Below are 11,710 nucleotides of genomic sequence, written 5' to 3' on the forward strand. Positions count from 1 at the left end.
TTATCTTTATATACACCGACATTGAAAGGTGAACAAGTTAAAACAACAGCAGAGCAAGCATTATGTACAATTAATGCTTCAGGTTTTTATGGGGTTGGTTTTGTAAACAATAATAATCAATGTGTTCAACAACCTGAAGTCTATTGGTCAAATGGTAATCGGTGGGTATTTTCATCAAAATGGAGTGATTATAAATACCGTTAATTAATATGTAAGTTATCTGATTTTAAGGTTCTGTCGCAAATCTAGTTAGAGATGTGACAGACCTATCCTACAATGTAAGCTGGCTAAGGCGTCTTCCATTGACTTCCAACCTAGTACTTGATGTTAACCCAACGGTGACTTTGCTCAATAATGTTGTTGAGGTATTTAATATCCAAGATCTCTATCAGAGAAAGCATAAAGAAACCGGTTAACCAGAGCTGAACATTCATCGAATCAAGAGCCGCGTAGTTACTCTTACTTCCGTCGATAACCATTTTGCTTGGTAAAGTTATGCTGTGGCTCTTCTTGAGTTTCTCGATTAACGAGAATTATTCAATGAGTCTGACATCAAGAGAGCGGTAGCTTTTTTAATATTTCATTATTCTCTTCAAGTGTCGCTAACTTCTTTTTTAATTCTCGTATTTCAATTTGTTCAGGCGTCATTGGTGATGCTTTGGGCGCTTTTCCTTGGCGCTCCTCTTTAAGCTGTCTAACCCACTTATCCATCGAAGATTTACTCACATTCATTACTTGGGCTGCTTCTGTTACTGAGTAATTTTTTTGTGTTATACAACCGCCCAAACATTTGCATTTTCATAGTGACTGCTTTACCACTCTTTTTCTCAAACGTTAACCAATCTATGATGCTCTCTCCGGCATTGAACTTAGGGCGCCCATTCATGCTATCGATCTTAATTGTGGCGTAGTCTTGATGCCGTTTGATGTTTCATCCTTTGAGGCTATGGCCATCAACAATATAAAGGGTGTTGTCGTTGGTGGTGCAGTTATTGGCGGAGGGTTCAGTGGTTGCGATACGCACCAATCGTTGGTATAGGTTTTAGTGTCAGTAAGACCAATGGTGTGCAGATAAACTTGTTTGTTGCGTATTACGGCTTCTGACTTGGCGGCAATGAATAAACCTTTCAATTCGGTAACCGTCAATTAACCTCTTGTCGTAATAGCCTGCCCAATAGAAAAAAACGGGCTAAAACTGCTCTCTCCAATTAAATGACTGATGCCAACGCTGATGATGATCACTCCTGCTGATATGATATATTCTATGGGGTCGTCCGTCCTAAAGCGCCCTCCGAAAAGGTGAATGCAATCGCAGCTGTTAGCCAGTGGGTTGGTCCTCTATGTTTGATTTTGCGACCACAAATTTTTGGCAACGTATTCCATCCAGTCAGGTGCAGTGGCTTCTGCTACACATACGGCAACGTGTGGTGGTGAAACTACGGTACACAGTGAACCCGCCAAGATGGAGTTACGTTGTCACTCTTTTGGTTGGTTTTCATTGTATTACTTACCAATGGCCGCCCATTTATTTAATATCGCTGGCGTGGGTTTACCCGCTACGACAATAGAAAAAATACGATTACTATTTTTGTGATGGGTATCATGAAGATGAGTTGATGTGACTACAATTAAGCAGCATAATGGAGAAGGTATATTTTCATCATTTCTTTTACTTAGTGACTGCGCCAACAGTTAACTAGGCTTCAACAACAATCCCTGTTTACCCGATATAAAAATGAGCGCTCTAACTACATACTTGATTATTACAGTTCTGTTACGTGGCTTTATAGCACGGTATGTTTCTGATGGTTCGATGTAAGCAAAGATCATAGCAACCATTTTAGGGTTAGCGGGTGAAATTAAATGTGAGTTTATACGTCAACGAACTAAAGAAGCATTAGCAGCTAGAGTAGCAAAAGGGATCACTTTAGGTCGGCCAAAAGGTAAAGCGGTTCGATTGAAGCTTGATGATAAACGTGAAGATATTGAGAAGTATTATAAGATGGGCTTGAGTTTAAGAGAGATCGGAAAGCTGTTAAACATAGCCTCTAGCACGCTAAGTGATTATATAAAAATCAAACATTTATCTTAATAATATCTGTTCATGTTTTAGGTTTTAAATACATTAATGTTGGATAATCTAGCATGAGTTCATTTTGCTTTTGTTCGTACAAATAGATTCTTTCATTTAATATCGCTAAGCGTGATTGTGCCTGTTTAATTTCATCAATGATTTGTTCTCTTTGTTGTTGCATCACTGAAATTCTTCCTTTAATAGCCGCTTGGCCATTAATTGATTCATTCTTTATTGATGAATCATATTCAAAATCGCAGTCATGCCATTCGCAATAATGGATTGTGGTGTTCGCTCGAATACGTAGCTTTTCAAAACACATCGGGCAATATGTTCCAGTTATCCAATCAAGCATTCTATTCCCTTAGAATCAATCTATTACAATAATTAATGTATTACATTTGTTATACATTAATCTGCTTTTTAATTAAAAATAAAATCAGAAAACATTATTATCTATTGTGGGCAACTGTGTAAATCTTTGATTTTCCAGTTATCCACAATGACTATAAAGATCTATATAAACTATAAAGATCTATAAAGACTATAAGATCTATAGGCTCTATAAGCGTTTGATTATAAAAAGGAAAAAACCAATTAGATGACACATTTTAGGTGTTCAAATAACACATTTTAGGTGTTCAGGCGACAGTTTTTAGGCGTTTGTGATCCTATTTTAGGTGTTTATGATCTTATTTTAGGTGTTTAGATGACACATTTTAGGTGTAATAAGTCATATTGCTGGGGATAAGCGTTATTTTTTAGGTGCACAATTTCGAAGCTGACCTTTTTTAGGTTCTTGTTCCTCAATAGATGACACATTTTAGGTATTCATACTCATCGACACCTAAAATGTGTCCTACATCTCACTTAATTGGTTTAACACTATTGGGGCGTTTGGCCTCATGCCTTAAAACTGTCATTCATTGGCATGTTAATAATCAGGGTTGCCACTGACTTCCGTGAGTGTGTTTATTTTATCTAAGAACGCATCTAAATCGTCGTCAGCTGATTGTGGCTCTGGTTCTGGTGTGAAGTGTCGTTTAGCTAACGTTTCTTCAATCTGAGCTGCTTTGTCGTCTTTGCCGATGCACTGATAAGCGATTGCTAGGGTTTCTAATTCCCCATCAGATAGCTTAACGTTTTCTTGCAAGCGTTTGAGTTCGAGCTCTTTAATGGTTTTTATTGCGTCATGTTGATTGAGTTCGTCAATGGTGCCGAGTTTAAGCCAACGGAATAAAAAACGAATGCCTGTGATCGTCCGTCCTTTTTTCACTAACTCAAAACCTAAATCGCCTTTGTCACTGTCGATAAACAGTAATTCTTTTTTGATTTGTGGGTGTTCAGAAAGATCTTTGATGCTTTGGCGAATACAGCGTTTCATGAATACACTGTTGTTCTTGAATGAGCTTTTGTCTTTCTTGATTTTTCCTGCCTCATCCAGCAAGCCAAATACGCCCTTGAGCTCTTGAAGGCTCTGTGTATGCATTTCATAGCCCTTACTCTTAAATCGGCTTAGAAGCTCATACAGGCGTTTTGAGTATTCTTTCTTAACATCGAAAAAATTGCGGGTGTTGATCAACGCAAAACCGTGGTTGTATTCGATATATTCAGATTTGAGCATATCGTTCGGCACCATGGTTAACACACCATTTTTGTAAGCGATATGTTTGAACAAAGGTCGATAATCAAATTCGATATCACCTTTTTCATTTTCACGCTTAATACCAATTTTACGGCTGGCAAGGCGGTTAGCTACGGGGCTTAAATTACTACCAATGTGTTTGGTATCAACACCAAGCCAATCTGAAAGCTGGTTAGAAGTGAATTCGTAATGGGGAGTACTGTGATCCCAATCGTTAGTTTTCATCTGGGCAATCATCAATGCAAACATATCTGCTTCACGTGCAGAGAGATCTTGGCGGCTAAAAACCAGTTGATGGCCTTTCTTGATGTGCTTAGGAAGATTGTCGCTAACGACGGGGTAGTAATATTGTTCGGTGCTCACAGACTCTGTCCATAGAATTACAAAACTAAGCTTATTATGACACAATTTAGGTGTTAGTTACCTAAATTGTGTCATTTAATTTTATTGATTTTATGGTTTGTCTTTATAATTTAAATTCAAGTGTTTAATTCGTATAATGTATTACAATTGTTATACATTTTTGTTGTGTTTTTAAATATCACGGCAGCGATCAGCTAAAATAGGATTTACGTTACCCTGTATTTTTTGGATCTTTTCAGCACGTTCACATTCCCACTTTGATACCGGATATTGCTTATCCCATACCGTCATTAATTGGCGCTGTTGATTACTCATTTTGTATTTTGGATATACCGCATCAAAGTACATGTAAGTACGGGCGATAACACCACGCGCACGTTCTGGCGGCTGGGCATCACGATCTTTTTTATCAATGATCATGTCGCAGCTACCAAATGATCGGTAATTTTTGCTGGCTGTTTTTGGCAACATCACATAGTTGTAGTTTTGACGAGCAGCATTAACTGCACCAATCGCGGGGTAAAGGTTATAAAGATCTGACTGCATTAAGCGGTATTCTTTATTGGCTTTCTCGGCGCATTTACGTCCTTTGAAATCTTTACCTTTACTATCGACACATACCTTTGCCCCTTCGCGCCATTCGCTAAATGCACGACCAAAGTTCTCTGCTGGTACTACATGTTCAGCTTCCCAACGTTTTACACGCTTCTTATAAACGTCAGTGGTAAAGCCTGTAGGTAATGTTATGTATTTCTCGGCATTAAAATCGGCGCCACAGTAGATGGTTTTCATGTCGGCTGGGTTGGTATAGATCTGCTTTTGCATGATCTTTTTAGCTTTGCTGAATGATTGGTTGGTGGTGTTGCCCTGGGCTATTTGTGCCAGTTCCTGTGATTTTGCAAGCGCTAATGTTGGAAATAGCACGACGCTGAGTAGAATGATTTTAGTTCGATCCATGAGTTTATCTCTACATAAGGTTTGGTGATCACATTAAGTTGTAGTTGTTATGCAATGAAAGGCTTCAATGTTTAACTCATACGACAATGCTAATTAGTGAAGTTGTGAAATAGTCTTTTGTTCTAGATGATGGTTGCGATATTTATTTTATAGTCATACTTACATCATTCGAGATATGAAAAAAAGAGAGGTTAATTCCGCCTCTCTTTTTTATTGCGTGACGATAAATGTATTACATTTGTAGTACATTAGTTAGCTTCGTAAATAGCCTGAATAAGCTTCTTCTCATTTACTTGGCCGCGCATCTTCAATAAACCACGCAGTAATTTGGCACCGGTGATTTTCTTTCCTGTCTGTTCGCTCAACTCTTCCAGCCACAAATTAAGCTCGGCTTTGTCGTTGGCAGATAAACGCATTGGCACAGGTGAAGTGCCTGTTGTGACGTTTCTACGGGTTGCAACAGTAGTTATCTTATCGTGTTGTTGTGGCTTATATTCAGTAGTCTCAAGCTTACGCTGACTGCGACGATTAAGGGCCGTCATACCTTTTAATTTAGTCATATAATGTATTACATTTGTTATACATTTAATCTTGCAATTATTTCTTTTGCAAGGGCTTTGTAATCATTGATTGCTGTTGAACTTGACTTGTAAGTTAGCAGTGGTTCTGCACTAACACTTGCTTGGCCGATGGCTTCTGTTCGGCGCACTTTGGCATTTAATACTTTATCGCCTAACTCGTTTAACTGCTCATCCAAGAAGTTGTTGATCAGCTTATTAGCTTTGGCATATTCATTTCTAAATACAGCAAAGTTCACATCGTCAGTTTCTTTAACTTCTTCTAATGCATCGAGCAGATCGGCCAATCCATTTAATGAGAATGAACCCCCATCAACTGGAATCAAGAATAGATCAGCGGCCATCATGGCGTTTACTGAAGTTAAGCTAAGGTTCGGTGGACAATCTAAAATCACCACATCGTATTGGTCTTTGATTGTCTGCAGCTGTTTAAGCAGAATGCGTTCACGGTGAATTTTTGTCAGGCTTTGTTCTATTACTCGGCTTAAACGAATGTCTGTTGGGCAGAGTGATAAGTTAACAATATTATCGCCACCTGCTTGAGCCGGGATTATCGCTTTAGTAATGCTGTGCTTCTTTGCTGCTTCAAACACATCTGAAATCGTGGTTTCAAACTCGAATTGACCACCACTTAATACCACGGTCATGTTGGCCTGAGGGTCGAGGTCGATTGCTAGAGTGCGTTTACCTTCCTTAGCAAATTGGGCGCTAAGATTAATGGCTGTTGTAGTTTTACCTACACCGCCTTTTTGGTTGATTATCGCTATAACTTTCACTGCATAATCCCTTCATTGTGTATTACAAATGTAATACATTATTGAGATCTAGTTTAATCTTTAGCACTAAAAATTCAAGAACAAAAAGCTTTTTATGTGAAGCCTAGAACCATGCTGTGCCACGGAAAGCCAAGGCGAAAACGGCGATGAGCAACCATTCACTAAGGAGAAAATCGATGACACATTCCAACTTACACCAACCAAGCATCACTAAGGCACATAAATCGAGCAGCGTATCACCGCTGCACCATTCGAGCTCTACAACGATGATCCGCAGTTCTGTGGAATATCAAATTGATCAGCGGTTGTATCAATTGTATGAAAATCTACGGGCGTGTAATCCAAGCGTGTTAATTATGGCAACACCCCGCATTGGGGCCAGTGATTACGACTTGTGGTGATCTTGAGTGTTTTATTGCAGCGGTAACTGCATATGCATCTAAAGCTACCCTACGCTGTAACTCCTGATACGAAAATACCGCCACGATGGACGGTATTTAACAGTTTATTTAATTAACTACAGCTTAATTACAAGTAACGGTATTGTTTGACGGATCGACTAATAAATTAATTACGGTATCACTGTTAAAGTCATAATTTATTGGGCAGCTTACCCATAAATCTCCCCAATAATTAACTTTTAGTTCAACACCTGTTTGTCCATTTATTATATCTGTATCTATATAGGTATTTGTATCATATGAGACCGTGGTATTCGGACCTATATACCCAACATTCATTATCTCATTGTTATTATTATAAAAATAAGGATTAATTCCGACTGTTGTTGATAAATTACTTACAGATAGTACGAGATTATCAGTTGGCTCTGTTGGTGGTATTACTTCACCATTTGAATTTAGTTCATTAAACAACAGTGAATTACCATGACTAATGTGTTCTGAATCTGTTACTAGTGTGGTAATTCCAGCATATGATGAAAATTGTTCCTTTAAGCTATTTGCATCAAAATCATCACTAAACTTATTACCGCTGGTTAGTAATATTGCTATTTTTGATTTTGATAATGATTGTGGAAAATGAGAAACAGTACTATTAACCCAACTAACTAATTGAGATGAATTAGCCGACGTCATTATTTCAACATAATCAATTAAGTTATTGCTATCAGATAAGAAATTATACAATGGTTGATTATACCCACTAGCCCAATACCCTGAATATTGAGGAAATGTAACTTTAATATCAATACCATCATACATAGCCTTAATATTACTACTTACGGATAATAATTTATCGTAAAAATGATTATCTAGCTGTCCCAATTGAAATTTATGAGACTCAATATCAAAAGAAATACGTTTTATAGGCACTTGAGATGCATTAATAGAGTCACGAATCAAATTCGTCAGCTCTTCAATAGAACATAAGCTTAAAGGGTCAATAGCATTATTGCTTTCAGCTCCTGAAAAAACCAAGCCTAAAGTTCCATTATCTCCATTTACAAAGCTTCTATATTGTTCGACATGTTCCAGTATAGGGTTAGTATAAGATCCATCTGTAATGTTACTAAATGAACAAGATTTACCAGGTTGTAATAATAAAAAACCAACATCAACATTATTAATATGGTAATTATTCTTTAATATTTCTAACGCATTTACATTCTCATTTAATGCATATGCACCAAAATAAGCTGCCGGTGTATAAGCTTGCACTTGTGATGAAAAACCAACACCTACCAATAACGATAATAAAACCTTCATATTCACACCACCGTTACAATTAATTAACAAAAGAATACAAGTGAAAACAAAAAAAAAACTCTTTAATTTAATCGTGACGATAAGTTTGATATATAATTGATTTAATTTTAGTGCTATTACTAAAACTATCAGTTTTTATCTATTCATCGTGTCACAAATCGCTTATCAATCTGATGTAACAAATTTCCCTTATAAACGAATTTAAAGGCTCAAAGACCTCTCACTCGACACCAAGTATAACTTTTCGCTAAAAGTGGCTGTATTTAACAGTATGTATCTAAATGGGCCTTACATTACGTGCAGCCAATGCTTCTTTGGTACGCATTCGAATAAACTCACGATCAATTTCTCCTGCTAATCCAAGCATCGTTGCAATAATTTTTGATTGCATAGAACCATCAAGTTGCATGTTTTGTTTCGCTATATGAACGTTAATTTTTTTCTCCATGTATAATTCTAAGATCTCAAGCACTTGAATTGTCGAACGTGCCATACGAGTCACTTCAGAAAAGATAATCACATCATTACACGCTACCCCTTCTAATAGGCTCCCTAAACGCCGCTGACGCCACTTCTTTGCTCCAGACACACAATCTTCCACGAATACTAAATTAGAGAGCGCTAAACGGTTTGAGTATTCCAAAATGCCATGTTTTTGATTGTTTACATATTGAGAATCAGTAGAAACACGCAGATAAGCATAATTAGCCATGATCCTTCCTTGATTAAATAGGATTCATCACGCTAACCAAACAGAAAAAGCAAAACAATAAACAGAAGATAATTTACAGTGGTGTGTCCTAATTGGGTTGTTTACCCAATCAGCGTACACCTATGATGCAGAATTAGCGTTATATAACTAATTAACCCAATCAATGCACACCCAAAATCAGATTAACAGCGAAAAAGTGTATTCTAATTGGGTAATTTACCCAATCAGCGTACACCACAAAACAGTGACATAAATCACAATGGTGTACCCTAGTTGGGTTGTTTACCCAATCAGCGTACACCTAATCATTCATAAGCGGGCTTGCATCTGACGCATTGCAAAGCTTTTTAAATCGCTTATCGATACAGTAATACTGCTCACCGTTCTTGGTCATGAAAGAGCCACTAAGAAAACCTATAGACTCTAACTTCTTTAAACCTGCTTTGATCTTACGGTTAGCTTCTTTGGTACAACTCTCTAAACGTAATCGCTCACGTAAACGTGTAAAAGACACTGGGATAGGATTTTCAGGCAAGGCCAATAAATACAAATATAAACACTGTGCAACTTCAGCTCGAGGTAATTTAGAAAGTACTTTCATACTAACAAGTACTTGATAATCAAGACGATATAAATCCCATAGCGATTCATCAGCCATTAGCTCTACACGATCTTCATCACCATCATAACTGGCTTTAAGCAACATACCCGTATGCACTGCTTTATCGGCACCTTTACGACGAAAGGTTAAACTTTGACTTTGAATACGCTCTAACGACTCACCAATTTGACGACGTAAATTTTTATCAAACCGACGGCTTGGATAGCCACAATACTTAGCAAATTCACTAAATTTCAAATGAACTGTATTTGATGATAATCCTAATTTGCTAAAAACTAAGACAATTCCACACCAGACTTTAAAATCTGTTTCCACATTCAAACGTGTACCACGAACTGTAACCGAGTCATAACCTTCTTTTTGGCATAACTCAAGATTTACAAGATCGGTCGTTAAATCCATCATAGTGCCGCTATTAATATTCACTTTACGGCCAACCGGCGTAAAAACACCAGTACGAAGTAATACATTAGGTTGTACACTGGTCGATGCACTAGTAATTAATTGTATTTTATTCGAGGTAGTAACTTCCGTGAGAGGTAGTAGGTTCTTATCCTGAGCCATATTGTCCACATTAATAGAAAAAGCCAACCCAATTAGAATACACCACTTTACCCAATTAGAACACACTATTTACCCAATTAGAACACACCATCAACCCAATTAGAATACACCATGCTCCTCTACAACCCTTGCTATATAAGGGCTAGCGCGATCAGGGATCTCTTTTGGATCTATATAGGATCTATTTATTGGATCTATCCAGTGAATATGTGGATAAATAAACAATCAATTTTCATTTTGTTTTTTTAAGTAAGAACAAAGCGTTTTTTCATCTTGTTCAGCTAATAAAGCTAATGCTGCTTTAACTACTTGAGACCGATTGCAACGAAATGAGAGAACAGTAAGTGACAAATCATCAATTAATTGATCTTCATATTCTGTTAGAGAAAAAGTAACTCGCTTAAACTTCTTTTCACGTTTAACAGTCGTTTCTTTAGTAATAACATTAATTTCAGCACCACGAGCAAAAGCATCAATTTTTTGCTGTTCTGTTATACGTTCACGTTTTTTAACCATGGAAAACTTCCTCCATTAAAGCATTAATTTCAGCTTTAGCTTTAGCATCTTTCCATTCAAAAACAATTTTGCCTTCAGCAACACAATCACGGAATGCTTTACGATCATAAACAAGCGATGTGGCAACTTTAAACTCATGAAACTCTGATAAATATTCCTTAGCATCATCAGCTTCTTTGATCACTGGATTGGTTGGACACATGTTTAAGACTAAATAGCCTTTTAGCTTTGGATTAATATCCTGGGCTTGTAAAAACACTTCTGTTAAGTGAGGTAAAGTATCTAAATCATATTGAGATGGACGAGATGGTGAAAGTAATACATCGGTAATAACCATACCTGTTCGTAATTCACGACTATCACGGCCAGCTGTATCTGCAACAACATAAGCATAATGTACAGATAGGTCTTTTAAGGTTTGGTTGATATTACCTGACGCTTGTACGTGAGGGATGTGCTGGAGTTTTTCTTTCTCTTGGCGATCTTGAGCCCAACGAAAAGCTGAGCCTTGTGGATCGGCATCAACCAAAATCACATTATAACCTTGGTGTACTAACCAACCCGCGACATTAACTGCTAAGGTTGATTTTCCACAGCCGCCTTTTTGGCTACCAAGTAAAATAATCTTTCCCATCACCTTCCCTTACGTAAATGAAGTCACTTATGTAACTTATGCAAGTGAATTTAAAGTAAAATTTTAAATGTTTAAATTTAGCGAAATAACTCACACTTTTTGACCTGAGTCAGTTCTTTGTAGGACTTCGAAATGAACTCACCATGAACGAACTATTTATTAAAAAATAATAGTATTCATTGAATCACCAGATTCTTAATGTGGCACCTTTTAAGGTAAGAGAAATGGTAAATTACAAAGCAGATAAATTTGGTAGATTTATTATTACTGTTAACCCGGCTTATACGTCAAAGGCTTGTAGTGAATGCGGCCATAAATCAGCTGAAAATAGGAAGTCTCAAGCTGTTTTTCAGTGCGTGGAATGTGGACATACAACTAATGCTGATACTAACGCAGCCATAAATATTAAGGAACGTGGTATTGATAAACTTAAAAGTAGCAGCTAACTTTTAAGTCGGCATGGTCAACGTCATTAGATGTCGGTGGAGGATACTCGATTACGAGACCTATGAAGCCGATAGATAGCATGTAAAAACTATTAG

14 protein-coding genes and 3 pseudogenes are annotated in these 11,710 nt (G+C 37.2%); 4 read left to right on the top strand and 13 right to left on the bottom strand.

Translation table 11 applies throughout. From position 1 onward, the window contains the following. On the top strand, positions 1-204 hold a 204-nt coding region (locus tag BTN98_RS20440), incomplete at its 5' end, for a hypothetical protein (RefSeq protein ID WP_167390215.1). A gap of 110 nt (positions 205-314) precedes the next feature. Here BTN98_RS20440 and BTN98_RS20740 read toward each other — a convergent pair. The 3 genes and pseudogenes from BTN98_RS20740 to BTN98_RS20210 all read right to left on the bottom strand — a co-directional run. Beyond that, positions 315-491 (bottom strand): annotated as a pseudogene (locus BTN98_RS20740) (IS6 family transposase); the annotation flags it as partial. Between the two features lie 45 nt (positions 492-536). Then, positions 537-786, bottom strand: a pseudogene (locus BTN98_RS19865) (transposase); the annotation flags it as partial. Positions 787-882: 96 nt separating this feature from the next. Then, positions 883-1,146: a GspH/FimT family pseudopilin gene (locus BTN98_RS20210; protein ID WP_107207941.1), complete on the bottom strand. Its 264-nt coding sequence runs from the start codon at positions 1,144-1,146 to the stop codon at positions 883-885. Between the two features lie 250 nt (positions 1,147-1,396). Here BTN98_RS20210 and BTN98_RS20215 point away from each other — a divergent pair, with 250 nt between their 5' ends. After that, positions 1,397-1,594, top strand: a complete 198-nt coding sequence (locus BTN98_RS20215) for a hypothetical protein (RefSeq protein WP_146107054.1) — start codon at positions 1,397-1,399, stop codon at positions 1,592-1,594. A gap of 508 nt (positions 1,595-2,102) precedes the next feature. Here BTN98_RS20215 and BTN98_RS19880 read toward each other — a convergent pair. The 5 genes from BTN98_RS19880 to BTN98_RS19900 form a co-directional block, all read right to left on the bottom strand. Then, entirely contained in the window at positions 2,103-2,429 is a 327-nt protein-coding gene (locus tag BTN98_RS19880; RefSeq protein WP_061000930.1) for a hypothetical protein, read from the bottom strand. 579 nt (positions 2,430-3,008) lie between these two features. After that, a complete protein-coding gene (locus BTN98_RS19885) occupies positions 3,009-4,082 on the bottom strand; it encodes a replication initiation protein (protein ID WP_061000928.1) in 1,074 nt (357 codons plus the stop codon). 171 nt (positions 4,083-4,253) lie between these two features. Beyond that, positions 4,254-5,039: an endonuclease I family protein gene (locus BTN98_RS19890; RefSeq protein ID WP_061000926.1), complete on the bottom strand. Its 786-nt coding sequence runs from the start codon at positions 5,037-5,039 to the stop codon at positions 4,254-4,256. A 248-nt stretch (positions 5,040-5,287) separates the two neighbouring features. Further along, positions 5,288-5,599, bottom strand: coding sequence for a hypothetical protein (locus BTN98_RS19895; protein WP_061000924.1), 312 nt, complete (start codon positions 5,597-5,599; stop codon positions 5,288-5,290). Between the two features lie 17 nt (positions 5,600-5,616). After that, a complete protein-coding gene (locus BTN98_RS19900; RefSeq protein WP_061000922.1) occupies positions 5,617-6,393 on the bottom strand; it encodes a ParA family protein in 777 nt (258 codons plus the stop codon). A gap of 176 nt (positions 6,394-6,569) precedes the next feature. Between BTN98_RS19900 and BTN98_RS20220 the strand changes: the two genes are divergently transcribed. After that, a complete protein-coding gene (locus BTN98_RS20220) occupies positions 6,570-6,794 on the top strand; it encodes a hypothetical protein (RefSeq protein ID WP_146107055.1) in 225 nt (74 codons plus the stop codon). Between the two features lie 123 nt (positions 6,795-6,917). Here BTN98_RS20220 and BTN98_RS19905 read toward each other — a convergent pair whose 3' ends face one another. The 5 genes and pseudogenes from BTN98_RS19905 to BTN98_RS19925 all read right to left on the bottom strand — a co-directional run bounded on the left by BTN98_RS19905 (position 6,918) and on the right by BTN98_RS19925 (position 11,168). Beyond that, on the bottom strand, positions 6,918-8,120 hold the full coding sequence (locus BTN98_RS19905) for a hypothetical protein (RefSeq protein WP_061000920.1): 1,203 nt from the start codon (positions 8,118-8,120) through the stop codon (positions 6,918-6,920). A gap of 295 nt (positions 8,121-8,415) precedes the next feature. Further along, positions 8,416-8,832, bottom strand: a pseudogene (locus BTN98_RS19910) (recombinase family protein); the annotation flags it as partial. A 301-nt stretch (positions 8,833-9,133) separates the two neighbouring features. Next, positions 9,134-10,018, bottom strand: a complete 885-nt coding sequence (locus tag BTN98_RS19915; RefSeq protein WP_061000918.1) for a RepB family plasmid replication initiator protein — start codon at positions 10,016-10,018, stop codon at positions 9,134-9,136. Positions 10,019-10,243: 225 nt separating this feature from the next. Beyond that, positions 10,244-10,534, bottom strand: a complete 291-nt coding sequence (locus BTN98_RS19920) for a hypothetical protein (protein WP_061000916.1) — start codon at positions 10,532-10,534, stop codon at positions 10,244-10,246. Continuing rightward, a complete protein-coding gene (locus tag BTN98_RS19925) occupies positions 10,527-11,168 on the bottom strand; it encodes an AAA family ATPase (protein WP_061000914.1) in 642 nt (213 codons plus the stop codon). Before BTN98_RS19925 ends, BTN98_RS19920 begins: the two co-directional genes overlap by 8 nt. A gap of 224 nt (positions 11,169-11,392) precedes the next feature. Here BTN98_RS19925 and BTN98_RS19930 point away from each other — a divergent pair, with 224 nt between their 5' ends. Next, the gene (locus BTN98_RS19930) at positions 11,393-11,614 is read left to right on the top strand and encodes a zinc ribbon domain-containing protein (RefSeq protein WP_061000912.1); all 222 of its coding nucleotides are present in this window, start codon (positions 11,393-11,395) and stop codon (positions 11,612-11,614) included. The last annotated feature ends 96 nt before the right edge of the window (positions 11,615-11,710 follow it).

It is taken from the genome of Photobacterium aquimaris (assembly GCF_002954455.1).
GTDB classification, from domain to species: domain Bacteria; phylum Pseudomonadota; class Gammaproteobacteria; order Enterobacterales; family Vibrionaceae; genus Photobacterium; species Photobacterium aquimaris.